23 protein-coding genes are annotated in these 26370 nt (G+C 57.5%); 11 read left to right on the top strand and 12 right to left on the bottom strand.

What is annotated here, in order from left to right; translation table 11 throughout:
* Window positions 1-123 precede the first annotated feature (123 nt).
* Window positions 124-1317 (top strand): amidohydrolase family protein, encoded by a 1194-nt coding sequence (locus HDF14_RS24070; protein ID WP_183981306.1) that lies wholly within the window; start codon window positions 124-126, stop codon window positions 1315-1317.
* 23 nt (window positions 1318-1340) lie between these two features.
* Here HDF14_RS24070 and HDF14_RS24065 read toward each other — a convergent pair whose 3' ends face one another.
* The 6 genes from HDF14_RS24065 to thrC form a co-directional block, all read right to left on the bottom strand.
* The gene (locus HDF14_RS24065; protein ID WP_183981305.1) at window positions 1341-2012 is read right to left on the bottom strand and encodes a hypothetical protein; all 672 of its coding nucleotides are present in this window, start codon (window positions 2010-2012) and stop codon (window positions 1341-1343) included.
* Window positions 2013-2032: 20 nt separating this feature from the next.
* A complete protein-coding gene (locus tag HDF14_RS24060; RefSeq protein ID WP_183981304.1) occupies window positions 2033-2992 on the bottom strand; it encodes an ABC transporter permease in 960 nt (319 codons plus the stop codon).
* Entirely contained in the window at window positions 2989-4386 is a 1398-nt protein-coding gene (locus HDF14_RS24055; protein ID WP_183981303.1) for a hemolysin family protein, read from the bottom strand. Before HDF14_RS24055 ends, HDF14_RS24060 begins: the two co-directional genes overlap by 4 nt.
* Window positions 4387-4615: 229 nt before the next feature.
* A complete protein-coding gene (gene trxA / locus HDF14_RS24050) occupies window positions 4616-4948 on the bottom strand; it encodes a thioredoxin (protein ID WP_183981302.1) in 333 nt (110 codons plus the stop codon).
* A 296-nt stretch (window positions 4949-5244) separates the two neighbouring features.
* Entirely contained in the window at window positions 5245-6162 is a 918-nt protein-coding gene (thrB, locus tag HDF14_RS24045; RefSeq protein WP_183981301.1) for a homoserine kinase, read from the bottom strand.
* Window positions 6159-7547: a threonine synthase gene (thrC, locus tag HDF14_RS24040; protein WP_183981300.1), complete on the bottom strand. Its 1389-nt coding sequence runs from the start codon at window positions 7545-7547 to the stop codon at window positions 6159-6161. Before thrC ends, thrB begins: the two co-directional genes overlap by 4 nt.
* Here thrC and modA point away from each other — a divergent pair.
* The 3 genes from modA to HDF14_RS24025 are packed head-to-tail and all read left to right on the top strand — an operon-like array spanning window position 7532 to window position 9829.
* On the top strand, window positions 7532-8347 hold the full coding sequence (modA, locus tag HDF14_RS24035; RefSeq protein ID WP_313899679.1) for a molybdate ABC transporter substrate-binding protein: 816 nt from the start codon (window positions 7532-7534) through the stop codon (window positions 8345-8347). The genes thrC and modA overlap by 16 nt on opposite strands.
* Window positions 8348-8397: 50 nt before the next feature.
* The gene (gene modB, locus HDF14_RS24030; RefSeq protein ID WP_183981299.1) at window positions 8398-9084 is read left to right on the top strand and encodes a molybdate ABC transporter permease subunit; all 687 of its coding nucleotides are present in this window, start codon (window positions 8398-8400) and stop codon (window positions 9082-9084) included.
* Complete coding sequence (locus HDF14_RS24025) at window positions 9074-9829, top strand: ATP-binding cassette domain-containing protein (protein ID WP_260698548.1); 756 nt, start codon at window positions 9074-9076, stop codon at window positions 9827-9829. The genes modB and HDF14_RS24025 overlap by 11 nt, the downstream gene beginning before the upstream one ends.
* Window positions 9830-9838: 9 nt before the next feature.
* Here the strand turns inward: HDF14_RS24025 and HDF14_RS24020 are convergent, their stop codons facing one another.
* Window positions 9839-10924, bottom strand: a complete 1086-nt coding sequence (locus HDF14_RS24020) for a UDP-N-acetylmuramate dehydrogenase (protein ID WP_183981298.1) — start codon at window positions 10922-10924, stop codon at window positions 9839-9841.
* A 128-nt stretch (window positions 10925-11052) separates the two neighbouring features.
* On the opposite strand from HDF14_RS24020, the gene HDF14_RS24015 reads away from it, so the two are divergent.
* From HDF14_RS24015 to HDF14_RS23995, 5 genes are all read left to right on the top strand, one after another.
* Window positions 11053-11478, top strand: a complete 426-nt coding sequence (locus HDF14_RS24015) for a BrxA/BrxB family bacilliredoxin (protein ID WP_183981297.1) — start codon at window positions 11053-11055, stop codon at window positions 11476-11478.
* Between the two features lie 115 nt (window positions 11479-11593).
* Window positions 11594-12595, top strand: a complete 1002-nt coding sequence (locus HDF14_RS24010; RefSeq protein ID WP_183981296.1) for a sigma 54-interacting transcriptional regulator — start codon at window positions 11594-11596, stop codon at window positions 12593-12595.
* 99 nt (window positions 12596-12694) lie between these two features.
* Complete coding sequence (locus HDF14_RS24005) at window positions 12695-14500, top strand: DUF885 domain-containing protein (RefSeq protein WP_260698547.1); 1806 nt, start codon at window positions 12695-12697, stop codon at window positions 14498-14500.
* Window positions 14501-14537: 37 nt separating this feature from the next.
* The gene (proC, locus tag HDF14_RS24000) at window positions 14538-15389 is read left to right on the top strand and encodes a pyrroline-5-carboxylate reductase (RefSeq protein ID WP_183981295.1); all 852 of its coding nucleotides are present in this window, start codon (window positions 14538-14540) and stop codon (window positions 15387-15389) included.
* A gap of 40 nt (window positions 15390-15429) precedes the next feature.
* A complete protein-coding gene (locus HDF14_RS23995) occupies window positions 15430-16410 on the top strand; it encodes a COX15/CtaA family protein (protein ID WP_183981294.1) in 981 nt (326 codons plus the stop codon).
* Between the two features lie 59 nt (window positions 16411-16469).
* Here HDF14_RS23995 and HDF14_RS23990 read toward each other — a convergent pair whose 3' ends face one another.
* Window positions 16470-16862, bottom strand: a complete 393-nt coding sequence (locus HDF14_RS23990) for a hypothetical protein (protein ID WP_183981293.1) — start codon at window positions 16860-16862, stop codon at window positions 16470-16472.
* Between the two features lie 137 nt (window positions 16863-16999).
* On the opposite strand from HDF14_RS23990, the gene HDF14_RS23985 reads away from it, so the two are divergent.
* Window positions 17000-18412, top strand: coding sequence for an L-fucose/L-arabinose isomerase family protein (locus HDF14_RS23985; RefSeq protein WP_183981292.1), 1413 nt, complete (start codon window positions 17000-17002; stop codon window positions 18410-18412).
* Between the two features lie 5 nt (window positions 18413-18417).
* Here HDF14_RS23985 and HDF14_RS23980 read toward each other — a convergent pair whose 3' ends face one another.
* From HDF14_RS23980 to HDF14_RS23970, 3 genes are read right to left on the bottom strand one after another with little or no spacing between them, the layout of a single operon-like run.
* Window positions 18418-18618 carry a hypothetical protein gene (locus HDF14_RS23980; protein WP_183981291.1) on the bottom strand — a complete coding sequence of 67 codons (201 nt, stop codon included), beginning with the start codon at window positions 18616-18618 and terminating at the stop codon, window positions 18418-18420.
* Window positions 18615-18953 carry a hypothetical protein gene (locus HDF14_RS23975; protein ID WP_183981290.1) on the bottom strand — a complete coding sequence of 113 codons (339 nt, stop codon included), beginning with the start codon at window positions 18951-18953 and terminating at the stop codon, window positions 18615-18617. Before HDF14_RS23975 ends, HDF14_RS23980 begins: the two co-directional genes overlap by 4 nt.
* A 10-nt stretch (window positions 18954-18963) precedes the next feature.
* On the bottom strand, window positions 18964-19539 hold the full coding sequence (locus HDF14_RS23970) for an RNA polymerase sigma factor (RefSeq protein ID WP_183981289.1): 576 nt from the start codon (window positions 19537-19539) through the stop codon (window positions 18964-18966).
* 164 nt (window positions 19540-19703) lie between these two features.
* Here HDF14_RS23970 and ppk1 point away from each other — a divergent pair, with 164 nt between their 5' ends.
* The gene (ppk1, locus tag HDF14_RS23965; RefSeq protein ID WP_183981288.1) at window positions 19704-21884 is read left to right on the top strand and encodes a polyphosphate kinase 1; all 2181 of its coding nucleotides are present in this window, start codon (window positions 19704-19706) and stop codon (window positions 21882-21884) included.
* Between the two features lie 27 nt (window positions 21885-21911).
* On the opposite strand, the gene HDF14_RS23960 is transcribed toward ppk1, so the two are convergent.
* The gene (locus HDF14_RS23960; RefSeq protein ID WP_183981287.1) at window positions 21912-26198 is read right to left on the bottom strand and encodes an Ig-like domain repeat protein; all 4287 of its coding nucleotides are present in this window, start codon (window positions 26196-26198) and stop codon (window positions 21912-21914) included.
* Window positions 26199-26370 lie beyond the last annotated feature (172 nt).

The following is a 26370-nucleotide window of genomic DNA, read 5'->3' as shown; positions in this document are numbered from 1 at the left end:
GTCCTCGGAGACGGTCAGACGCTTCTAGGAAGAGTGTAATCCTATCGAGGATTATGTTTCGGGATTTGTGTCTGACGCATTACAGCTTTGAACTTTGTCTCAGCGGATTTCGTAGAATGCCGCATGCGAATTGTCTTTCTTTTGCTGTTGTGTCTTTCTGGACTCTGTAAGGCGATCGCACAGGATCTTGCAATCGTGGATGCAAAGGTCTATCCGTCGCCAGAGGCGCAGGCCGTCAACCACGCAACGATCTTAATCCGCGGCGGAAAGATTACCGCAGTTGGAGAGCATGTCGTTATTCCGCATGGTGTCGCGACCTTGCCCTGCACCGGATGTGTCGTGTTAGCCGGCTTCTGGAATACGCATGTTCACTTTACTGAGGCCAAGTGGATCGATGCGGCGCATCAACCTGCCGAAAAGCTGGCGCAACAGTTGCGAGAGATGCTCACGCTTTCCGGTTTTACAACGGTTGTCGATACTGCTTCGATTCCAGATAACACCGTTGCTCTTCGTCGTCGTATCGAATCCGGAGAGGTGCTGGGGCCACGTATTTATACGGCGGGCGCGGGGCTTTTTCCGCCACACGCGCTTCCCTACTATGTGAAGGATATGCCGCCTGAGGTGCTGGCTCAGCTGCCGCAGCCTGACACTCCGGCCGAAGCCGCAGCGGCTGTTCAGAAGAACATCGCGGCGGGCGCGGATATTGTGAAGCTGTTTACGGGTTCTATCGTGGCTCCCGGACATATCGTCCCGATGCCACTTGATATTGCTACTGCAGCTGCGAAGGCTGGTCACGAGCACGGCCAGCTTGTCTTCGCTCACCCTTCGAATCTTGCGGGAACTCGTGTGGCGATGGAGAGCGGAGTCGATGTTTTAGCTCATTCTCCAGAGGATCTTGAAGGAATTGACGACGCTCTTCTTCTCCAGATGATAACTCGTCACATGTCGATGATTCCGACGCTCAAACTCTTTTCTCATGATTCGAACATCGCTCAGATAAGGTCGGTCGTCTTGAAGTTTCATCAGTTTGGCGGACAGCTTCTGTTCGGCACCGATACCGGTTTCCTGACCGACTATAGCGTGACGGAGGAGTATCGACAGCTGGCGCTCGCTGGCCTGACTTTTCGCGATGTTCTGGCAATGCTGACGACGGCGCCGGCCGAAAGATTTCATGTCAGCAAAGAGAAGGGCCGGGTTGAGATAGGAATGGCGGGCGATTTGACGGTGCTGTCGAGCGATCCAGCAACAGACTCGCTCGCGTTCACGCAGGTTCGCTACGCGATTCGCGGCGGCAAGGTCATCGCAAGCAAGCCCTAATCCGCGACTTCTATGAGCTGCCCCTAGTTGGTGTCGAAGTGGACCGAGTCGAGGATCTTCTGCATGCGCATGCGGACGGCATCTAGTTCGTGCGGAGTGATGTCCTGCACGCCGCTGACGTCGCCGCCGCAGAAGGTGTTGATGACGGCGTCGAATCGGTAGCAGGAGTTGTTGTGGGGGGTGGTATAGATCTCGTCGCGGGATTCGGTGCAGATGCCGCCGTGCTCGTCGTAGCCGTGAGTGAAGGAGAGGCCGCCGATCTGGGCGGTGGACGCGGTGCGCGGCTCTTTGACGGTCGCCTGGGCACTGCACTCGGCTGGAGTGAGATGGGGCGTGACGCTGAAGTAGAAGAGTGCTCCGCTGAAGGTAGAGTTGGGGTGCGGATTGAAATCGATGCTCGCTACGGCGCGCAACTGGGTGGTGCGAGCGATTGATCGAGCGTCGAGGTTGAAGGTGCTTACCTCGGCATCTTTGCGGGTGATATCCCAGGCGGCCGGAACGGTGAATGTAACTCCGTAGCGGGAGTCGTGGAAGGGATGTGCGGGCGGCATGGTGGGTTCGATGGCCGGAGGCTTGGGACGCAGCAAGGGCGGGACCGGTTCAGACCCTGAAGATTTGGTCTGCGCCGGGGCGCCAGCGGCGAGGACTGTCAGCAGAGCCGCAGTGGTGTAACTGATGATGAGCCTGGATTTCATGCTTCCTTCTTTGGGCGCGGTCATTCGGCCCGCATACGCGGATTGGCTACAGTGTAGGCGATGTCGGTGAGGAGATTCACTACAACATAAGTTAGGCCCACCGCCAGGATGCATCCCTGAACCAGCGCATAGTCGCGATTGGAGATGGCCGACAGGGTGAGCCGGCCGATCCCGGGCCAGCTGAAGATTGTTTCGGTTACGATGGCGCCTGCAAGAAGGCTGCCAAACTGCAGCCCAATGACGGTGAGGACGGGGATCAGAGCATTTCGCAGGGCGTGCCGGTAGACGACGGCGTTTTGTGTGAGCCCTTTGGCGCGGGCGGTGCGGATGTAGTCCTGGTTAAGCTCTTCGAGCATGGCGGTCCGGACCATGCGGGTGAGGATGGCAGCCAGGCTAAGGCCTAGCGTCACTGCCGGGAGTATGAGGTGCAGGAGGAAGCTGATCGCGTCGCCGCTGCCCGCTCCCGAGACCGGAAGCCAGCCGAACTGGATGGAGAAGATGAGGATCAGGATTGGACCGAGCGCGAAGTTAGGGAAGGAAAGGCCTACGAGAGAGACGACGCCGAGGGTGCGGTCCTGCCAGCGGCTGCGATGGAGAGCCGAAGCAATGCCGGCCGGGATGGAGAGCGCGATGCCAATGAGCAAAGCCGCAGCTGTGAGGGTGAGGGTATAGGGGTAGCGCTGGAGGACGAGGTGGACGACAGAGTCGTGGAGGCGGAGGGACTGGCCCAGGTCGGCGTGGAGGACGCCGTGCAAGTAGTGGGCGTATTGCTGGCTGAGCGGAGCGTCGAGGCCGTAGGAGTGGCGGAGAGCGTCGATGTCAGAGGCCGTAGCTCCTTCGCCGAGCATCTGGACGATGGGGTCGCCAGGAACGAGGTGGATGAGGAGGAAGACGACTGAGACGACAACCCAGAGAACTGGGAGGGTTAGGAGAATGCGGCGGATGGGCTTCCAGAGAGCTGTGGTGCGGTTCTCGGTCACTGAATGGCTTCCCTGCTGTCGGTTTCGTCTTCGATCTGGCTCGGCGGTGGAGCAATATCCTCTACGATGACACGGCTGATGCGACGGCCAGCCATCTCGGCGACCTCGAAGCGACGGCCTTCGTACTCGACGCTCTCGCCGACGGTGGGGATGTGGCCCAGGTTCGCGAGGAGAAAGCCAGCGAGGGTTTCGACGCCGGCTTCGCGGGGGAAGGTCCAATGAAGCTGGTTGCCGAGATCTCGGAGCGTGGTGCTGCCGTCGAGAGACATGGCTCCGGTGGTGCTGAGGAGCGGGGATTTGCTGATGTCGAACTCGTCTTCCAACTCGCCGACAATTTGCTCGAGGACGTCTTCGGCGGTGACCAGGCCGACGGTGCTGCCGAATTCGTCAACGACGATGGCGATGTGGCGGCGACGCTCCTGGAACTCTTGAAGAAGCTCGATGGCAAGCTTGGTCTCGGGCACAACCGTAAGCTCGCGCATGACTTGACGGAGGGTGAGGCTGGACTCGCCTTTGCCGCCGAGCGAAAGGGCGACGGTGCGGAAGTGCATGAGGCGGGAGATGTCCTTCGAGTAGACGATGCCGATGATGTGCTCGTGGCCGCTGGCGGGGTCGTATACCGGGACGCGGGAGTGCTGCTCCTCGACGATTCGGGCGGAGGCCTGCTGGAGCGGCAGGTCGGCGGAGAGCGAGAAGATGCTGCCGCGCGGAGTCATGATCTCGCGCACCGTGACGTGATTGAGTTCGATGGCGCGGTGGATGATCTCTTCCTGAAAGACGGGAAGCAGGCCCATGCGACGGGTAGCGGTTGCGATTAGCTTCAGCTCTTCGGGCGAATGCACGGCGCCTTCGCCACGCAACGGAGCGCGAAAGAGTCTGAGGACGACCGCAGCTGAGGCGTTCATCAACTTTACGACGGGACGCGTGAGGCGGATGAAGACGTCCATCGGACCGGCGACGGCGAGCGCGATGCGTTCGGTCCGCTGGAGTGCGAGCGACTTGGGGACGAGCTCGCCGAGGAGGACTTCGAAGTAGGTGATCAGCGAAAAAGCGAAGATGACCGCGCCAGTGTGCGCGTAAATGAGGGCGTGGGGGGGCAAACGATGGAGCGGACCACCGAGAAAATTGAGGATGATCTCAGCAACTGCCGGTTCGCCGATCCAGCCGAGAGCAAGACCGGCGACGGTGACTCCAAGCTGGACGGCAGGAAGGAATTCATCGATGGAGTGTTTGAGCTTAAGCGCCGTGCGGGCTCCGGGACGGCCCAAGGCGATCAGTTGCTGGATGCGAGTCTCGCGGACGCTGACCAGGGCGAACTCGGCAGCCACGAAGAAGCTGCTGGCCAGGATGAAAAAGGCCACCATGATTATGCGAAAGAGCATCCACTCGAACATTAAGGCTTGAGTTTATCCCACTTCGTGGGGCGCAACCGCTTCGCCCGGGCCTCCCGATGGTCGGCAGAGTAATTTCATCGCGACCAGCGGGAGCGCCAACCGAAGGGGTATACAGGTCACGAAGTGACCGCCCCGCGCGTAGCTGGCTTTTGGAGCACGAATCAGCGTGCAAACGAAGACGGCCCGCGAGTTGAACCTCAGCGGGCCGTACTTTTGCGTAACTTCAGACTTACGCTAAGACCTTATTCACGGACTTGTCGATGGTGTCCTTGGGGACGAAGCCAACGATCTGCTCAGCAACCTTGCCATCCTTGAAGATGAGCAGGGCGGGAATACCACGGATGCCATATCGCATCGGGGTTGCAGTGTTGGAGTCGACGTCCATCTTCATAACCTTGAGTTTGCCCTGATAGTGAGTGGCAACCTCATCGACGACCGGGGCGAGTGCGCGACAGGGTCCACACCATGCCGCCCAAAAATCGACCATAACCGGCTCGGCCGACTGAAGTACATCTCTTTCAAAGTTTGCGTCATTTACTTCGGTGACGAACTGTCCTGCCATTTATCTTCCTCCAGAATGCTCTGCACTTTTAACACCCATCCGGTGCAATGCAGTCTTCTCAATAATAGATGCAATTTTGAACTGATAGTTTCAGCTAGCAAAATACCACTTAAAGAGGAAACGCCCGGACCTCTGATGAAGAGGTCAACGGGCGGCGTAGCAGCCCTCCCCAGAACTGCCCACTCGGCTAAAGTACGGTTCTTTTTACAATTCGTAAAGAACTCTTAGGTAACAAAATGATCATTACTGTATTGTTACCTAAGTGCCTAAGCCCTTTAGGTTGAGCTAAATCAGGCTTAGGCCTCAAGTATTCCGGGAGAGATTCTGGTTTGAAGGACTTCAAGTGATTGATCTCCGGCGGCTTGTCGAACTATCGCGGGAAGGGCGGAAGGCACAGCGTCTTCCGTGATGATTAGCACTGACGGGCCAGCGCCACTTAGAGCGACACCAAGAACGCCGGGATTCCCGGTAAGCGGTAGGAGCAGGGGAAGTAGCGCACAAGCCTTCATGCGGTAGGGCTGGTGAATGCGGTCCTGCATGGCAGTGCGCAGGAGGTCGCCGCGCCCCTGCGCAAACGCCGCTACGAGGAGAGCAGTGGACTGAATATTGGCAACTGCATCTTCCCTGGAATAGTGGGCCGGAAGGAGAGCTCGGGCTTTTTTTGTTGCGAGGCTGCCCGCAGGCAAAGCAAGCGTCAAGCCCCAGGTTAAGCGTTCCCCACAAGTTGCTGTAATAACTGAATCTTCCCTGACAGAAGAAGCCGTCATTCCACCAAGATAACAAGCCGCAACATTGTCTGGGTGGCCTTCGCGGCAGCAGGCTTCTCTGAGGATCTGCTGACCGTTCCACCCAAGATTGCCGAAGTGATTTGCCAGAAGTACGCCAGCCAGAAGCGCCGATCCGCTCGAGCCGCAGCCCATTCCTAGGGGTATTTCGTTCTGGAGTTGGAGATGAAGCCTGGGGGCCATAACTCCGGCAGTCGCAAGAACGTCGACGTAGGTCGTCAGGATGAGGTTGTCTTCCAGTTTGGCACAGAGGTCCGCGTTGCGGCCGGTGGCATCGATATGGAAGCTGTCGGCGACGGTGGTGTCGATGGTGAGATAGAGGGCCATCGCGAGCCCGAGAGCATCAAACCCCGGGCCGAGGTTGGCCGAAGTTGCGGGCAGGCGCAGGTGGTAAGGTTTACCCGGATCTTTCGTAGTGAGTGCGCTCATGCTGGCTGAGGCTGATTCATGTGGGATTCAAGCGTGCGGAGGACGAGGCTGGGGTCCGCTTCGAGGACGATTGGGGGCTTGCGTAGAGCGGCATGCTGAGATTGCTCTAAAGGACTAAGTGCAGCTTTTTCAGCGTCTGAGAACAATTCGTTGCGGTGATAGTCGATGGTGTAGGCCGAGTCTTTGAGAGTGTGACCGGTGAGGATCAGAACGACGCGCTCCTCTGCGGTGATCTTGCCCTGTGCCACGAGTTTCTTGAGGCCAGCGAGAGTGACAGCGGAAGCGGGCTCGCAGCCTACGCCTTCAGCGCCGATCTCGGCCTTGGCGAGTGCGATCTCCTGCTCGATGACCTGCTCGCACCAGCCGCCTGTTGTCTGGAGTGCGTTGACGGCCTTGCGCCAGGAGGCGGGATTGCCAATGCGGATGGCGGTTGCCCGGGTGTTTGCGACCACCGGAGTTAGGCTTTCGCCGCCGTTCTCCTGCAGGCTCCGGTAGAGGGGATTCGCGCCTTCGGCCTGGATGATGCTGATCTTCGGAACTCGTGGGATGAGGCCAAGCTCGTGCATCTCGGCAAAGCCCTTGGCAAGGGCGGAGGAGTTGGCGAGGTTGCCCCCGGGAACGATGACGTGCTCGGGAACCTGCCACTCCATCTGCTCGAGGAGTTCGAAGGCCGGCGTCTTCTGGCCTTCGAGACGGTAGGGGTTGACCGAGTTGAGCAGATAGATGGGGAACTGCTTCACGAGTTCGCCGAGGATTTTGACGCAACCGTCGAAGTCGGTCTTGAGTTGAATGGTCAGGGCGCCGTAGTCCATCGACTGCGAGAGCTTACCCCAGGCGATCTTGCCCTCGGGGATAAAGACGATGCTGCGCAGCCCGGCGCGCGCGGCGTAGGCAGCCATGGCGGCAGAGGTGTTGCCCGTCGAGGCGCAGGCTACCCAGTCGAAGCCCCGCTGAGCGGCAACCGAGAGAGCGGTGGTCATGCCCGTGTCCTTGAAGGAGCCGGTAGGGTTCATGCCCTGGTGTTTGGCGAGAAGCCAGTCGATGCCGGCAGCTTTGGCGCAGCGGGGAAGATCATAGAAAGGGGTATTGCCTTCGCGGAGGGTAACGACTTTTTCGAGGTCATCGACGATGGGGAGCAGATCGCGGAACCGCCACACTCCGGACTGGTCGATGGCCATCGAGGACGACCGACGCTCCTGCCACAGCCAGCGGAGGGCGCTGGGATTCGGCAGGCGGCTTTCGGGGCCGGCAGTGGCGTTGGTCCATGGGTAGACAACTTCATAGAGACCATTGCACAGTGGGCAGCGAAAGTTGCTGCTAACCTCATCCTTGCCGATGACGGTCCCGCATTCTGTGCATCTGAGGTGATGTGTTGCTACTTTCATGGTTGCTACTAGCCTATCGCAAAGGTCGAGGTGCGTCTGCGGCCCTTGTGTGTCTTGCTATCTGTCTGGGGGTGGTTCTTGGCGGTCGAAGCGCCTGGGCGCAGAAAGAGTTGCGGGTTGCAGCCGCTGCGGACTTGCAGCCGGTAATGCCGGTGCTTGCACAGGGGTACGAAAAAGCGACGGGAGTGAAGCTGGTCGTCAGCTTCGGATCATCGTCGACACTGGCGACCCAGATTATGAACGGCGCTCCGATGGATATTTTTCTGGGAGCGGATTTCTTCTTCCCGGAGAAGGTCGTGGCAGCGGGTCTGGCCGATGAAACAGCGCCGGTAGCGTACGCCAAGGGCACGCTGGTGCTGTGGGCAAGGAAGGACTCTGGTCTGCTGCCGCTTAGTATGGAGCGGCTGACCGACCCCAAGGTTACGCGGGTGGCAATCGCCAACGAACTGCACGCTCCCTATGGACGAGCGGCAGCGGAGGCCCTGCGACGGATGAAGATCTACGATCAAGTGTCTCCGCATTTTGTCGTGGGCGAAAACATTACGCAGACAGCGCAGTTTGTTGAGTCGGGAAATGCACAGCTTGGTTTGATATCGATGACCGCTGCAAGCACGCCGCACTTCAAAGATATTGGCACCTACGTGCTGGTTCCGACTTCGCAGTACACGGAGATACGGCAATGTGCTGTGACCATGGCGAAGTCCGATCGCAAAGCGGAGGCGCACGCATTCCTCGACTGGATGCTGTCGCCGGCGGTTCAGGCAAAACTCAGTGAGATGGGTCTCGCTGCAGTGAAGTAGTCATCTTCGTATTCCGCGGTGAGCACCCACGAATGTCATAGACTGGCGCAATGGATTTCGACGCGCTCTGGTTGACGTTGCGACTGGCCGTGGGGACGACGGCGATTCTTCTGTTGGTGGCAGTGCCGCTAGCATGGTGGATCGCCTCCGGACACGGGTCGGGGCGTGCTCTTGTGCAGACAATCGTGGCACTGCCGCTGGTGTTGCCGCCAACGGTGCTTGGCTTCTATCTGCTGGTCGCGATGGGGCCGCTGACTGCGCCGGGAAGGCTGCTGATCCGAATCTTCGGACATCCGCTGGCCTTCAGCTTCGAGGGACTGCTGATTGGATCGGTTCTGTACAGCCTGCCGTTTGCCGTGCAACCGCTGGTGGCTGGGTTTCAGGCAGTGGATCGAGGATTTATCGAAGCCGCTGCCGGGTTGGGCGCGAGGCCCGCAAAGGTGTTCGTCTCGGTGGTGGTGCCGATGGCGCGCACTTCCCTGCTGACGAGCGCGGTGCTGACGTTTACGCACACGGTAGGGGAGTTCGGCGTCGTGCTCATGCTTGGCGGCAATATTCCCGGGGCAACACGAACGCTTTCCATCTCCCTCTACGATCTGGTGCAGGACGGAAACTACGCGGCGGCGAACCGAACGGCGCTGGTGCTGATTGGCTTTGCGATGGTGGCACTCCTGGCGATCTATCTTCTGCCCTCGATGCGCAAGGTAGATGGAAGGCAGGCTGACATTGTCCGATAGTCTGTCGGAAGACCTGCTGACGGTGAGGATGAAGCATCGAGTGGGGGCAGTTTCGCTCGACGTTAGCTTCGCGCTCACCCATCCGTGGACCGTGTTGTTCGGACCCTCCGGCAGCGGTAAGACGACCGTGCTGCGGACAATTGCCGGGTTCGTGCGTCCGGATGCTGGTTCGATCGCGCGGGGCGGCGACGTATTGGTGGACCGGGCATCCGGTGTGTTTGTGCCCGCGCATCGTCGGCCGGTTCGGAGCGCGGGACAGACGGCTTGGCTTTTTCCTAATATGACCGTCCGCTCCAATGCTGTTTATGGTCTCGGTTGGAGTACGAAGCCTGACGATGCCCAAAAAGCCATCGAGGAGACCATGAGGCTGTTCCGTATCCAGGATCTTCTCGATCGAAAGCCTCACGAATTAAGCGGAGGCGAGAAGCAGAGAGTTTCCGTGGCGCGCACGGTTATCTCGGCGGTCACATATGAAGGGCCCAGCTCCACGCTACTGTTGCTTGATGAGCCATTCTCAGGTTTGGATTACGCGATGCGAGACGAACTTGTTGGCGGCCTGCGCGAATATCTTATGCGCCATAAGATTCCCGTGCTCTCTGTGACACACGACGTGGGCGAGGCCTTTCAACTCGATGCTGAGGTGATCAGGATCGCGGACGGCCGGGTCGTGCAGCAGGGCCCTGCGAGCGACGCGTTGAAGGACGAACGTCAACGGCTGATGAGCCAGCTAAAGAGTGGGTCTTAAGAGTGGGTCTTAGAGACCCACCTGAACTGGCTCCTGTTCAAGCTGAATGCCGAAGCGATGGGCAACTTCGCTCTGAATGGTATCGCGGAGAGCTGCGATGTCGGCGAAGCTGGCATGGCCGCGGTTGATCAGAGCAAGGGTGTGACGGGAGGAGATGCCCGCTTCTCCTAGTTGGAAGCCTTTGACGAAACCGGCCCGTTCGAGAAGCCACGCGGCGGGTAGCTTGACCAGGTCCTCACCAGCCGTCCAATGGGGAATCTTATCGGCAGGGATGGCCAAGGTGGCGGCTATGTTTTCCAAAACAGAGGTGGGAACTACCGGATTCTTGAAGAAGGAGCCCGCGCTGCGGCAGTCGGCCTCGCCTTCAACGATCAACATGCCCTTGCCCTGACGGATATTGCGAACCGCGTGATAGATCTCAATCGGCTTTGGCCCTGAAGTTCGACCCGAAAAGTGCTCTTTCAGGTCGGCATAGCGGAGACTCGGTGTTGCATCGAGGTCCAACCGGAAGGTTACCGAGACGACGATGTACCGATTGCGATGGGTGGTGTTGAAGATGCTACGGCGGTAGGCGAAGCCACAGTGTTCAGCAGTCAGACTGACAAATTTGAGAGTTTCAAGATCGAGTACATGAACCCAAAGAATGCTGGTGGAGACCTCCTGTCCATAGGCTCCGATGTTCTGAATGGGTGCACCCCCAACAAGACCCGGGATGCCTGCAAGACACTCGATACCCGTGATATCAGCCTTGGCGACTTTTAGGACGAAGGCGTCCCAATCCATTCCGCCGGGGACGTCGTAGGTCACGCTCGTTTGCTTGGGCCTATCGTCTCGGTAGCCGCCGCCGATATTGATAGATCCCTCGATTTTGACACGAAGGACCAGGCCGTCGAACCCACGATCGGTCACCAGCAGGTTGCTGCCGCCGCCGAGTACAAAGATGGGAATACTGCGTTCTCGCGCAAAGGTGACGGCCTCGATAAGCTGTTCCGAGGTCGTGATTTCGCAGAAAAAACGAGCGGGCCCGCCGATGCGGAAGGTCGTGTAGGGGGCGAGCGGAATGTTCTCCTGAATTTGGAGGTCGCGAGGGGGCACGGGTTAGAGAGTACAACACCGGCGGCCTGTTCCAGAGACAGAGGTGGCGCGGCGAGGGCGCGAGACCGTACAATCGAGATAAGCGCGGCTTTTACCCGCGAGCAAAATGGGTTAAAAGGGAGAGTGTTATGTATCCAGAGATTATGGTGATTCCGATGCGCGAGGAGTTGACGCGCGCAGGCTTGACGGAGGCCCGCAGTGCAGCCGAGGTCGATGCAGCGGTTGCAAAGCCGGGAACGACGATGGTGGTGGTCAACTCCATCTGCGGTTGTGCAGCCGGCAAGATGCGTCCGGGAGTTCGTCTGGCGATGCAGCATACCGCAAAGCCCGATCACGCCGTGACGGTGTTCGCAGGACAGGACCGCGACGCAACCGAGAAGGCGCGTAGCTACTTCGGCGGACATCCTCCGACCTCGCCGGCGATTGCCATTCTGCGCGACGGCCAGTTGGTCTACCTGATGCAGCGTTCGGCGATCGAGACCTCGACCGCTCCGGCGATTGCCCAGGAGCTTCAGCGTGCGTTCGATACTTACTGCGCGCCGACGACCGCCTAAGCCCGGAAGCTGTTGAAATCTAAAGCCGGAGATCCGCTGCAGCACTGGGCGGTCTCCGGTTTTTCGCGTTTTATGGCTGAACGGAAGCTGGATTTTGCCGATGTAAGAAACAGCCATGTCGATCACGCGATCTGATTCTCCGACCTTCACTGAACCTTCTCGAGGACTTGCCAAAGAGCCTTGGCCTGAGGGCAGCGGCTTCGAGATCGTGGGCTACAGTGCGGAGATCAAAAGGCTACGACTGCAGGTGCGACGGATCGGCCCGCACTTTAGAACTGTGCTGATAAGTGGCGAGGCCGGAACCGGAAAGGAACAGGTGGCTCGTGCGCTGCATGGTATGAGCCATGTGGCCGACGGCCCGTTTGTAATGTGCCACGGAGCGGTTCTTGAAGAGGCCGTGTCCGAGCATCTGAAAGAAAATGCGGATGCACTTGGCTGTCTGACGAAGATGGCTCATCGCGGAACGCTCTTTCTCCATGGAATCCACGAGATGCCCTTACAGACGCAGCTTAGCCTGTTGCGCCTGCTGCGGCGGCACGATTCGACGCAGAATCACGTGCAGAATCAAATGGACCCCTGCAAGCTTGATTTGCGGATGATTGCGGCGACGAGCGAAAACCTGAAGATCTTAGCCTCTGCTGGACGATTTCAGCAGGAACTCTACCAACGGTTCGCCATGGTGGAGATCACGCTGCCCCCGCTACGCGCGCGAAGAGGCGACATCCCAGATCTGGCGAAATATTTTATGTCTCAGTTAGCGCCGCTCTACCGGAGCAAGGTACCAACGATCGCCGACGAAGCGATGGAACGCATGCTTAACTACAGTTGGCCCGGAAATGTACGGGAGCTGAAAGCAGCAGTACGGAGCAGCCTGTCGCGAGTTGAGGGGGATGTGCTCGAATCGCATCATCTGCCTCCCCTCGTTGAAGATGTTCCGTCATCGACAGAGGACGGGATCGCAGAGAGTGCGCGATTGCAGGATGTAGTCGAACAACATGTGTTGCGAGTTCTGAAGGTCTGCGGAGGCAACAAAGTGCGCGCGGCCGAGGTGCTGGGGATCAGCCGCTCGACCCTCTACCGGATGCTGGATGCTTCGGCTTCGGCGGTGCTGCAGTAAAGCTCGCCGAAACTGCAACAAAACACCGCTGATGAAGTACCGAGGGACTGCAGATACACGGCTCGCCACGTTAGACTAAACGTCAGGATTGAGGAGATCATGACGAGATTGCGGTTGAGATGTGCGAGTGGGTTGGTGCTTGTTTGCTTTTTGAATGGAACGCCAAAAGTTATGCAGGCACAGTCGTTGACCGCGGCGTCGACCGCCCCATCGGTCGCTGCACAGAGCAAGGCCCTGTCCAGTCTCTTCACGCAAATATGGGAAGACCGCCTGAAACGTTCGCCCGAGTTTGCTTCCTCAATCGGCGATAAACGCTACGACGATCAACTTACCGACTACTCGACCCAGGCGTTGAACGCTGCGTTGGCGCGTGGCCGCGACTACATTGAGAAGCTTTCCGAGATCGATACAACTGGCCTTACCGATCAGGAAAAACTGTCCGCGGATCTGATGCTGCGTCAACTCATCGAGGAGCAGGAGGCAGCGAAGTTCAAAGAGTGGGAGATGCCGGTCAATCAGTTTTACGGCTTCCACACCGACTTAGCTCAGCTGCCGAGCCGGCTGCAATTCGATTCGGTGAAAGACTACGACGACTACATAACGCGGCTAAAAAAGATCCCGAATGCCTTCTCGCAGATTATGACGAACATGGACTTGGGCGCGGACGAAGGTCGGGTACAGGTGCAGTACCTCATGGAGAAGGCGCTGGTGCAGACCCAGGCGCTCGCGAACCAGAAGCCGGAGGAGAGTCCGTTCGCGCTGCCGCTCAAGAAGTTTCCTAAGACCGTGAGTGCTGCAGAGCAGAAACGCATTTCGTCCGAGATGCTCGATGCAATCTCGATCAGTGTGCTGCCGTCCTACAAGCGGTTTGCCGGATTTTTGAAGGCAGAGTACATCCCGAAGTCGCGCAAAGAGATCGGCGCTTCCGCTCTCCCCGACGGCGAGGCCTACTACGCATTCCGCATTCGGCAGAGCACGACGCTGAACAAGACAGCAGCAGAGATACACCAGATAGGCCTCGATGAAGTGAAGCGCGATGAGGCCGAGATGCTGGCAATCGTGAAGAGCCTTGGCTTCGCGGACATCAAAACCTTCAGCGCTGCGCTGAAGTCCAATCCGAAAGAGCACCCCGTCTCTCCTGAAGCTCTCATCGACGATTACAAGGGGTACATCGCCGGGATGAAGCCGAAGCTGCCTGAGTTGTTCGGCCGTCTACCTAAGGCTCCGCTGGAGATTGTTCCGGTGCCGGCGTACATGGAGAAAGATCAGTCAGCCGCTTACTACGACAACGGCACAGCCGACGGAAGCAGACCCGGCCGAGTCTATGTCAACGAGTACAACTTCGCCGAGCGCTCGCTGGCCCCGGTTGAAGCAGTGTCGTATCACGAAGGCATTCCAGGTCACCACCTGCAGATCTCAATCGCGCAGGAATTGACTGGCATTCCGGAGTTCCGGAAGTACACCTACTACACCGCATATACCGAGGGCTGGGGACTCTATAGCGAGCGTCTTGGCAAGGACGTTGGCTTCTACAAAGACCCTTACAGCGACTATGGGCGTCTGGAGGCGGATATATGGCGAGCGATACGGTTGGTCGTCGACACGGGCGTTCACTCGCAGCACTGGACGCGACAGCAGATGGTCGATTACTTCCACGATCACTCAGCTATCGACGAGACCAACATTCAGTCCGAGGTGGACCGCTACATCGCATGGCCCGCGCAGGCGCTGGGGTACAAGATGGGCCAGTTGAAGATCCTCGAACTACGGGAACGCGCGAAGACAGCACTTGGTCCCAAGTTCGATATCAAGGCGTTTCACGATCAAGTGCTCGACTCCGGCGCACTTCCGATGGACGTACTGGAGCAGCGCATCGATGCCTGGATCGCTGCTCAGAAAAAGTAGCCTGCGTGAAAAAAGCTCTGTCTGATAGCCTTTGGAGATGAGCGAAAGCTATGAAGTGTTGGTTCCAGCTCCGGTGATGCCGGGGCTGCGGGTAGCGGTGTTGGGCGCAGGAAAGATGGGCGGCATCCTGCTGCAAGCCTTCTTGAAGAACAACCTACTGGCGCCGGAACAGATCTTTGCTACTGTTCAACATCCGGAACGAGCGCAAGCATTGTCGGCACAGTTCGGCGTTGAGGTCACAACCGACAATCTCGCAGCAGCGCAACTGGCGGATGTGATTTTGCTGGGTGTAAAGCCTACACAGGTGCCGGCTGTGATCGAGGAGATCCAACCCGCCCTCACTCCAAAGAAGACCGTACTGTCTTTTGCAGCGTCGGTGAAGACACGCAGCATCGAGGAAGGCGCGGGATGCGAACTTGCTGTGATCCGCGCGATGCCAAACACTCCGGCTATGCTGGCTGCAGGTATTACGGCACTCTGCAGTGGCCGGTTCGTCTCTGCGGAGCAGATGGCAGTAGCGCAGAAGATCTTCCAGACGGTCGGCCGCACGGTCGTTGTCGATGAAAAACACATGGACGCAGTGACTGGGCTTTCCGGCTCCGGGCCGGCGTTCCTCTACATCATCATCGAAGCGCTCGCCGAAGCTGGCGTGAACGTAGGGTTGCCGCGCGATGTCGCGACCCTGCTGGCTGCGCAGACGACGCTGGGTTCGGCAAGGATGGTGCTCGAGACCGGTTACCACCCTGCCCTTCTCAAGGACGCCGTAACGACACCCGCAGGGTGCACCGTCGATGGCATTCTCGAACTTGAAGAGGGTGGCCTGCGCGTAACTTTGATCAAAGCAGTCAAGCGAGCGACACAGCGGGCGAAGGAGTTGGCGAACGGGTAGGGCTTGAAACAGCCTCGTCAAAGCTGCGTAGAATAAGGCTATGGCTACGGCTGGAGCAGTGAAGGTGCCAGGTGGATCGACGACGAGGCCTGAGGTGTCTCGTGCGTTGGTGAGGTTTGGTTGGGCCGTCGTCGGCTACAACGTGCTGGTAATCCTTTGGGGAGCACTGGTGCGGGCCACAGGATCTGGCGCCGGATGCGGAAACCATTGGCCCCTCTGCAATGGAGAGGTCATTCCGCTCTCGCCTCGAATCGACACCATCATTGAATTTACACATCGCTGCATGACCGGCGGTTCGACCTTTCTAGTGATAGGGCTCTTGATCTGGACTTTCCGCGGCACCGTGAAGGGTCTCGCGGCACGAGCATTTGCCGTTGCGTCCATGCTGTTACTGCTCAATGAGGCTTTTCTCGGCGCGTTGCTGGTGAAGTTGGGCTATGTGACAGGCAATCAGTCCATGGGACGAGTTGTAGTGCTCTCCATTCATCTGAGTAATACATTGTTACTCCTCGCCGCGTTGACCCTGACCGCCCGGCTGCTGACCACGGGACAGCGATGGGCCGAGCTGAGGGGAAGTAAGACGAAAAAGACCTGGGCTTTGCTCGGGCTTGGAGCGACCCTGGTGGTCGGAGTCAGCGGGTCCCTCGCAGCGTTGGGAGATACCCTCTTCCCTGCTTCCTCGCTGCGAGCGGCGTTCGCTCAGGACTTTGCAGCGGATTCGCCCTGGCTGCTGCGGCTGCGTGGCGTACACCCGGTCAGCGCTATAGTCGCAGCGGCATTCGTGCTGTGGCTGATAGGACAAGCCCGGCGAGCTGGAGAGGGCAAGTTAGCGGCGATTGTCGTCGGACTGCTCGCCTTCCAATTTGCGCTTGGGTTAGCCGATGTTCTTCTACTGGCGCCGGTGTGGATGCAGATCCTGCATCTGCTGGGAGCGGATCTCTATTGGGTGGCCCTGGTAGCGCTCGCGGCGGCAGTATCGTCGCCACAACAAATCTCGAACACGTTAAATATCGCAAGTTAAGGCCTTCCCCCTGAGCCCGACAACGCAGGCTCAAGGGATAGCGCTGTGGTCAGGCGGTACTACTGCGGAGTAGGCTTGCCGACGATCTTATCGCCGACCTTTTCGGTGCCGTGCGCTGTGTCCTTCGCCGCGACCTTAGTGCCATGACCGATATCCTTGCCCACGGTCTTAGTGCCGTCGGCTGTCTTGTCGGCAGCCGTCTTTGTCCCATCGGCGGTCTTATCAGCAGCGGTCTTGGTCCCGCTAACGGTCTTGTGATAGACCTTCTTCGTGCCGGAAGCCGTCTTTTCAGAACCAGTGGCCACGCCATGGCCCACATCTTTTGTTGCATCTTTCGTGTCGGTTCCTGCGGCCTTCACGTCATGCCCGACACTATCCTGAGCGAGGGCAAAGCTGGCTGACGTCGATACAGTAAGCGCAGACGCCAAAACGAAAAATCCTAGTCTCTTCACTTGCATTGGTCTCCTTTGAGGCTTAAATGAAGCCCCTTACAGGATAGAGTACCGGTTCCGGAAAAGCGATTCACACAAACAAGTGGGCTCGTCTCAAAACTTTCGATAGATTCGAAGGAGAAAGAAGGTGGTTTGTCATGACAAAACAGATGACGATGGGCGTGATTGTAGGCAATCGTGGATTTTTTCCGAGCCACCTGGCTACCAGCGGACGGCTCGAGATGGTTGCTGCGCTCGAGGCTAAGCGGATCAAGCCGATCGTCCTTACGCCGGAAGAAACTGCTCATGGCGCCGTAGAGACCTATGAAGACGCAAAAAAATGTGCCGACCTCTTCAAAAAACATGCGGCCGAGATTGATGGCATCATCATCACGCTGCCGAACTTCGGCGAAGAGCGCGGCCTCGCCGATACGTTGCGGCTGGCAAACCTGCAGGTGCCTGTGCTGATTCAGGCAACACCCGACCATGCCGGCAAAATGTCGATTGCATTTCGTCGCGACAGCTTCTGCGGCAAGATGTCGATCTGCAACAACCTGAAGCAGTATGGAATTCCCTACTCGTTGACTCGCCTCCATACGGAAGCTCCCGACTCGGCCGAGTTCAGCGCAGACCTCGAATGGTTCTCAGCGGTATGCCGCATCGTTCGTGGTCTGAAGAATGTTCGCTTCGGCGCAATTGGTGCTCGCCCCACGGCATTCAATACCGTTCGATACTCCGAAAAGCTGCTCGAGCGTTCAGGCATTACGGTCGAGACGCTCGATCTAAGCGAAGTAATGGGCCGCATCAGCCGCATGAATGACATCGACGACGCTGCGCAACAGAAACTCGCTGCCATCAAGAAGTACATCCCCATCGGCGACACGCCCGACGCCGCACTAATGAAGATGGCCAAGCTCGGCGCAGTGATCGATCAGTGGATGTCCGCGAGTGAACTGACCGTGAGCGCCGTGCAGTGTTGGACCTCCCTCGAAGAGTTCCTCGGCATTGTTCCCTGCACAGTGATGAGCATGATGAGCGAGAATCTGATCCCGTCGGCCTGCGAGGTCGATATTCTCGGGACCCTGAGCATGTATGCGCTCACGCTCGCAAGCGAAACTCCCAGCGCGCTACTCGATTGGAACAACAACTACGGAGACAACCCCGACAAGGCAGTCTGCTTCCATTGTTCGAATCTACCCAAACACTTCTTCAACGAAGGAGTGAAGATGGACTTCCAGCAAATCATCGCCGGAACCGTCGGCAAGGAAAACACTCATGGCACGCTCGACGGCACTGTAAAAGCTGGCGCTATGAGCTTCGCCCGCTTCTCTACCGACGACTTTGCCGGCCAGATCAATGGCTACGTGGGGGAGGGGGCCTTCACCAACGATCCTCTTCAAACCTTTGGTGGCGCAGGCGTCGTCGAGATTCCAAAGATGCAGGAGCTGCTGCGCTTCATCTGTGAAAACGGCTTCGAACACCACGTTGCCGCCAACTTCTCAACGACTGCAGCGTCGGTTCACGAAGCCGCCAGCAAATACCTTGGCTGGAAGATGCACTGGCACCGATAGATCACTTAGTGTGGTTTGCGGAGTTGCTGATTCTTGATCAGGAGCTCCGCGACCAACCGGTGAAGACGAGCGTTCTCCATCTCAAGCTCTCCAAGGCGCTCCATGGGGCTAGCCGCCGGTTGTCTGCTATGAATCGACGAGGAACTGCCAGGCACGCCGGCCGCCCTCTCTTCTCCATCTACCCGTTGTGAATTGATCTCATTCATATCTGTGACTCCGCGGACGGCGCGAATGGACTACGCCCGCAACGCATGCCTTTGCGAAACTTCTCGCGCTCCTCCGGTGTCATCTGCTCCCAACGTTCTTTCATGCGCTGTCGCCACCGATTGCCGCCTCTTCCGCCATGACGATGAAAGCCGCCGAAGAGAATCTTGCTCAGCACAAACAAACCTAGTCCCTGCCAGAAGGTGATCATGTGCCACCCAAAAATCGGCGGCATAAGAGCATTCCACAGACTCTTGACGAGGAAGCCAAGCACGACGCTGGCAACTAAAGCGAAGAGTGCGATCTTCACTGCTTTGAATGCAGGATGGTAACCCATTTATTGCTCCTCATTTCTTCTCAAAATCTTCGTAGATCAACTGCAATCTCTGGCGCAGATACGTGACGGCATAATGCTTTCGTGAAAGCAGCGTGTTCACACTGATCCCAGTTTCGGCAGACATCTCTTTGAAGCTCTGCCCCATCAACTCGTGGGCAACGAAGACTTCACGCTGGGCCTGAGGTAGCTCCTCAAGAGCATCCTCCAACGCGTCGAGCAGTAGACTCCTCGCGTAGACTGCTTCCGGTCCCGCATCTGCGGAAGGAAGCAGGTCTTCGAGCGTGTCACCATCTCCTTCGACCGATACCGGATTGCTGAGCGAAGTCGGCTTCTTTCTGCGGAAAAGATCGGTCATACGATTGCGTGCCACTCGAAAAAGCCACGCCGTCACATGCTCGACGGGCTTCATCAGCCGGTAGGCCTCAAGAAGTTCGTAGAAGACATCCTGAAGGACATCTTCCGCTTCTCCGGTGTCAGCGACGTGCTTCCGTATGAAACTACGCAGTCGGGGCTGGTCTCTCTCCACCGCCTGCGAGATGAGTCGATCCTGCTCAGTAATAGTCCAATTGCTCGGAATTTCGCTCATCTACAGGTGTAGACGGATGACCCGGACAAATATTTTATGAAGAGGTGGAATTTGTCTAAATTGTTTAGAGAAGGCTCCGTGCGGGGCTATCGAGGGAGGTCCCCTAAATTTCTCGGTTCTTCATACATTGGATTCACGCAGGTAAGGTAATCTTTTAGACCTCTATGACTGCCACCAAGCGAACTGCCGGAAACTCTACCAGCCCCAAAAAGGCTGCCGAAAAGGCGGTCGAGACTCTCTTTTTCAGCCGCGACGAGTCCTGGATGCGGTTCAACCAGCGGGTACTCGAGGAGGCGCAGGACGAGAGCAACCCCCTGCTGGAGCGGGTCAAGTTTTTGGCAATCACGGCCAGCAACCTGGACGAGTTTGTAGAGATCAGGGTCGCCGGTTTCTTGCAGCGGATCGAAGATGGTTACAATCTCGCGCAACCACCGGACGAGGGTGGTTTCACCCCACAGGAGCGGCTCGATGGGTTGATGGTCAGAATTCATAAGTTCGTAGAGGCCCAATATAAGTGTTTAAATGAGCAGTTACTCCCGGCGATGGAAGCAACCAAGATTCGCATTTTGAGATGGGGTCAACTCAGCGATGCGGCACGAAAGCAGGCTCTGGAATTTTATGAGGATGAGGTTGATCCCCTCCTAACCCCCGTGACCATCGATCCCTCCCACCCATTTCCACGCGTGCTGAATAAAGCGCTCTGCATCGGCCTCCTGCTGCGACACAAGCGTCGAGGCATCAAGGCGCCTACTGCCCTTGGCGTGGTGACCGTACCTCGCGCGCTGCCGCGTCTGGTTTCACTGAAATCCCCAGAGGGCAGCTGCGACTTCATTCTGCTGCACGAGCTGGTTGAATCTCAGGTCGAGCGGATGTTCCGAGGGTATGAGGTGTTGTCTCGATCCGCATTCCGCGTCACCCGCAACAGCAATCTCTACATGCAGGAGGAAGAGTCCCGCTCGGTTCTCGAAAGTGTTCGCGCTGAGTTACATAACCGGCGTAAGGGCGACGCGGTTCGAATGGAGATTGAAAGCACGGCAACCGAAGAGATTGTTGAGCGGCTGCGTATCAACTTCGAACTTGAGCCTGAACAGGTTTTCAGAACCGATGGGCCTGTGAATCTATCGCGTCTCATGAATCTTTACTCTGAGGTGAAGCGGCCGCAACTGAAATATCCAGCCTTCGTTGCGAAAGAGTTCAAGTTGAGTGCAAAGTCCACCGACATCTTTGACGAGCTGCGAAAGCGAGACGTGATGTTGCACCATCCCTTCGACTCGTACAAGGCAGTCGAGGAGTTTATCGAGGCCGGAGCGAAGGATTCCAGCGTCATCTCGATGAAGCAGACGCTTTATCGCACGAGCAAAGACTCTCCAATCTTCACAGCGTTGACTGAGGCCGGACAGAGTAAAGAGGTGACCGTCGTAGTCGAGCTGATGGCGCGCTTCGATGAAGACTCAAACATCCGGTGGGCGCGAGAGCTTGAGGACGCGGGCGTCGGCGTTTTTCATGGCATCTTTGGGCTGAAGACGCATTGCAAACTTTCGCTGTTGGTACGGCGCGATCCCGATGGCGTCGTACGACGGTACGCTCACCTGGGGACAGGAAACTACAATCCTGTCACAGCTCGCTTTTACACTGACATCAGCCTCCTGACCTCTAAGCCGGAAGTAACCGAAGAGGTGCAGAAGGTCTTCAACTACCTGACTGCCGAAACCGAAGCAGAATCCTACAAGCCGCTGCTGGTCGCGCCGCTGACGCTCGCCGATAGCCTCGTTGCACTGATCGAAAGAGAGGCTGCTCACGCCAAGGCAGGTCGTCCAGCATCGATCATCGCCAAGATGAACGGCCTGTTGGATCGGCGAACCATAGAGGCCTTATACGCAGCTTCGAAAGCTGGCGTCGAGATCGATCTGATTGTCCGCGGCATGTGTTCCCTGCGTCCTGGGCTCAAGGGCGTCAGCGAAAGAATCCGAGTACGAAGCATCGTAGGTCGCTTCCTCGAGCACAGCCGTATTTTCTCCTTCGCAAACGGAGGCAAGGAAGAGGTGTACTGCGGAAGCGCCGACTGGATGCCGCGAAATCTGATTGAGCGATGCGAGGTGGTGTTTCCAATCACTCAGCCGGACCAACACAAGCGGTTGCGCGAAGAGATTCTTGCGGCCTACCTGGCGGACAACACGAAGGCCCGAATACTACAGCCGGATGGCGAATATGAGCGAGCATCAAAGAATGGAACTCAATTCAGCGCTCAAGACTACCTGATGCGAATCGCCGAGGGCGCGGACGAAAAGGTTCCAAACGAAAAAGTTCCTGAAGCTGTGAAACACGAGAAGGCTGCGGTCCACTAAATACTTTACGAATCCGAAACGCATTCGCTATTGAATTGTGATGTTGATGGTCGCCGTCTGGATGGTCGAACCGCCGGACGCTCTCACGATCACTGCATAACTTCCAGCCGAGAGAGAATTCGCAGCGTTGGGAGCGACTCCACCGCTACCGCAGCCACTCATGAGACCCAACATGAAGAGCACGACCAGCAAATTCAATGAGCGCCAGCGATGCGTATTCCATCCAGGCAGCATGAATGCAATCATCCCCGCGCAGACTGCCCCCAAAACTGGCATGAGGCCGTGAGAGATTGGCGGCTCCGCGGAGCGGCCGGCCAGAGCAATCGACGAGATTGTGAGGACCGTAGTTCCGACGACGGAATCAGTGGGCGCAATCGAAGCTGGAGTGAAGAGACACATTGCTCCCGAAGGAAGCCCTCCAGTGCAGGCAAACGTTATGATCGAGTGAAAGCCCCCAGCGGGCGCGACAGTCAGCGTGACGGCGCTCGAGTTCCTCCCCTGCGCCATGGTGATCGACGTCGACGACGAGGACAGAGTAAAGCCGCCGACTGGATCGAGAAGGGTAAGCGTGGCGGCTGGCGATGTGCTGGCTAGATGATTACGGTCGCCTGAGTAATTGACTTGAAGGGCGTGAGTCCCGGACTGAAGCGTATTCGTAAGCAGAGGAAGAGTAGTCGAAGCACCGGTCAAGGGAACGGGGCGGCCATAGAGATTGCCGTCAAGCAGCAGTTGCGCCGTTCCGCTGGGAACAGGAGACACCGGCGAGATGGTAGTCGTGACAGTCGCGCCAGTTCCTCTATCAACAGCAGCGGGCGACACGGTGATCGTTGCGATGCTCGGCACAGTCGCCGCACCAAGCGTGAAGGGAGTAGGTGATGAAACGGACGCTTGGTACATGGCGTCGCCAGAGTAAAGCGCCGAGATCAAGTGAACACTTGGTGCGATCCTCACAAGTTGGCTAGAAACGCTCACCACCCCAGAGGAGAGCGGCATCGGCTTGCTGATAGCTTGACCATCGCTGAGAAACACAACCGTGCCAGTAGGCAGCGGGTTGTTGGGGGAAACCGCGGCGGTGAAGCTATACGAATCCCCCTCCGCCACGCTCGAGTTCGATAAGCTCAGTGTCGTAGCGCTCATGCCAAGAGCTGAACTGGTGACATATACACTAACGGGCGGGAAAGTGGATGGTTGATAGTTCGCATCCCCTGAATAGCTGGCAGTAATTGTGTCGTTACCAATCGAGAGTTGACTGGCTGGAAAAGTGAAACTCACCAACCCATAGTCCGTGGTGAACGCAGGATAAGCATTCTGTGTGACAGACGCGCTGCCAAGGGAAGTCCCACCTGACGCGAAGGTAACTGTACCGCTGGGAGCGGCAACGCCAAAACCTCCAAGTCCGTTCGCAGCAAAGCCAAGTGCGTTGATCCGAGCCGTGAGTGTAATCGTTGCCGCCGCCGACACCAAGCCTGTGCTCGATTGAAGCACGCTACTAGTCGGCGCTTTTACGATCGTGAAAGTGAACGGGGCCGATTGGCTCGAATTAAAGCTTGCATCGCCGGAGTAAGTCGTGGCGAGCACATGCACACCCGGGGCCAGTGAGCGGCTCTGATCCTCAGTATTCGAGGCGGAGTTGAGTCGAAACGTGCCTCCATCGAGGGCAAAGCCTGAATCAGCAAGCGTGACGTTACCCGTGGCCAGTCCCTGTCCAGAGGCCCCCGCAACATCGACACGAAAAAGAAAAAAGCCGCCGTAAGGGTATGTAGAACCAGACGGAACTGGCACGACGGCGCCGTCGGCCGGACTGTAAAGAAGAGGCGTCAAACTCGTCGTGCTCGCCTCTGGGTTCACGGTTAGCGCAACGGCATTGGAATCGCTCGACGCGTAGACTCCGTCACCGCTGTAATGCGCCTGAACTGAATAAGAGCCACCAGGAAAGCTACTGAGCTGTGCGTTATAGCTTCCATTCTGGAGAGTCCCCGTCTGGACAGAACCATTCGACGCGAGGGCATTGATCGAAACGTTGCCGGTCGGGTTGCCTGCAGCTGAGGTTACGATAACGCTCGCCGCTATAGGGCTACCATGTGAGATCGCCGATGACGAGAGTCGGAGCGTCGTCGAACTCGCCGTGAAATTAGCATTTGTCCAGCTGTTGACAAGGTTCGCGGCATTGACGCTGCCCAGGCCTGTGGTGAGATCGTACCCTGCACCACTGTTGTAGCCGGAGAGCACGCCATATTTATCGGCAGCGCCATTCACAGTGCAGTTGGGACTGCCCTTAAGGCACGGCATCGCGATCGTGTCAGTAGTTATGTCGTTGAAGACACAACCAGCAGCCGGAGCTCCTGAGATTGCGCTACAAGCTGTACCAGCTTTTTGCTGTTGGCTCGCAAGGTTGTAGAGAACATAATTAGCGTTCCCTTGACGGCTGCCGGTCTTCTGATTGATCAGGGAGAGTATGCCCGCAAATGCAGGCGCAGCTACCGAAGTGCCTCCATATCCCGCAAAGTCATAGGTCGGAGCAGCATCGTTGCAGGGCTTGCCGTCCGTATTCGTGCTCTGCTGACAGACGACGTAGAACGCGCCAAAGAAACCTGCTCCAGCAAACAGAGAGACGTCGGGCATATCGCGAACTCCATCGGAAGGCACTCCAGCGCCTGTCTGCCAGGAGGGTTTGCCGTAGCTTCTCTTACAACTCGAAGGCGAAGATCCATCGGACTGAATACACGAGCTGCCCCCTCCCCCGCCCCCAACAACCGAAAGAAGACCATCCGCAAAAGCGATGCCGCTATTACAAATCTGTTCGGTTACCTGTCCGGAGAAAACACGAGAGGTCGCAAAGACCGTATTGGTGCAGCTCTCGTTCCACGGAGCCTCTGGGATATAGCCCTTCGCTGAAGCCTGGGTCGTTGAACTGTTTGCGATGTTCCAGAACGCAGCTCCGCCTTGGGGCGTATAAAAGTCAGTCCCGCCGACGGAGATGTTATACGGCGTGCTGCCAAGTCCGTTGACGCCAAGTCCATAGCTCGCACCGGTATCATCCGCAATATCGCAACCCGCTGCCCCGGTGTCTCCACTGGCCACCAGAACCGAAATACCTTGTGCCGCAGCCTGCTGCCAAAGCGCTTTATAGAACGCGTTACCAGACGTGCCAAGAAAGAGCTCGCACTGTCCGTAGCTATAGCTCATCACAGGAGCAAGATTGTTGTCGACGATATACATAGCCGAGAGATCGGTGCCTTGGGTAGTCTCAGTCCCTTCCGAAACCACATAATCGATGGTCGCTCCCTTTGCGATAGCAGCCGACCATTGTGTGTCGATATCTGCTTCTCCTTCGTCCGCAGTAACGCCGGGGTTAGGACCGTTATAGATGATGTTTAGGTATTCGGTTCCAGTCGGCGTGGCAGTATTGCCCACCGGCAGGTTGAAGAGCTTACGAAAGTTAACGAAGTCTGCAGGATTGATATCGGTCTGGCCGACAACAGCAATCGTCTGGCCGATGCCGTCGATGGGTGTGCTCGCGTTCCACAGCGGCAGCACGTTGTAGATTGTTGCGAAATCATACGGGGTCACGCCATAGATGGAGTTGCCTCCGCTATTGATGGTGAAGGCCGGCTGCACCTTGCTAGCGGTCTTTTCTGGAAGTCGAGTCGTTAAATTCGTAGCGGCATCGTGCCGAAAACTGCCAACTCTGTGGCTCGCAGGCTTCCGGGCAAAGCTGTTCAGCGAGGCAACGCCTGCCACTATCGGTTCGAGCGCAACCGGAATCTGCGGATCGGAATCATTGGCGAAGTGCTCCTTGCCCTGAACAATATACCGATGCATGTTGGTGCGAAACGTCGAGCGTACCGTTCCCGCGGTTCCGCTGAATTCAATTAACGTGCGACCGGAGTTCACTCGGATGTCCTCGAAGCCATGTGACGAAAGCCACGCGGTGACGGACTCGAGATCGTGGTCCGACGGACCAAACGTATCGCCGAAGCTCTCAGGGGTGAGCCACTGATGATACGTAGAGGAGCTCTTATCCTGCTGCTGGTCGATCAATCGCCGCAGCTCTGCCTCCTCCTCAGGACCGCGCCCGAGAACCAGAACCATGCGGCGAAGAGGAGCAGCATCGGCCATCGCGCCCTGATCAAACTCGGCGCGCGCCAGCGGGTGGGTATTTCCAACAAGCGTGACGCGGCGGCCATCATCAACGGCCTGCAAAATCCTCGACCTTGGAGAAAGCGAGGACTGCGCAAAACTCCACGCAGAAGGTCCAAGCGGCAGCGCAATCGCCGGAAGGAAAAGCAGCAGCTTTCCGATCATACGAATCATTCGTTCGTTTCCTGCTGCTAGAAAGGCAGAAAATTCTTAGCAGATAAATTGAAACAATGACTTCCAGGCACGATTCTTTCCTGCCCTCTATCGAGGGTCAAGAAACATCGTCAAGGAGATTTGCATATCTTGGAGAGCAGTTCCATTAAAGGAAAAGCCGCGCTCCACAGAG

This window comes from Tunturiibacter gelidiferens, from assembly GCF_014201335.1.
Taxonomy (GTDB): Bacteria; Acidobacteriota; Terriglobia; order Terriglobales; family Acidobacteriaceae; genus Edaphobacter; species Edaphobacter lichenicola_E.
Note: the sequence above shows the minus strand (reverse complement) of the source record. Positions and strands in the feature narration are given on the sequence as shown.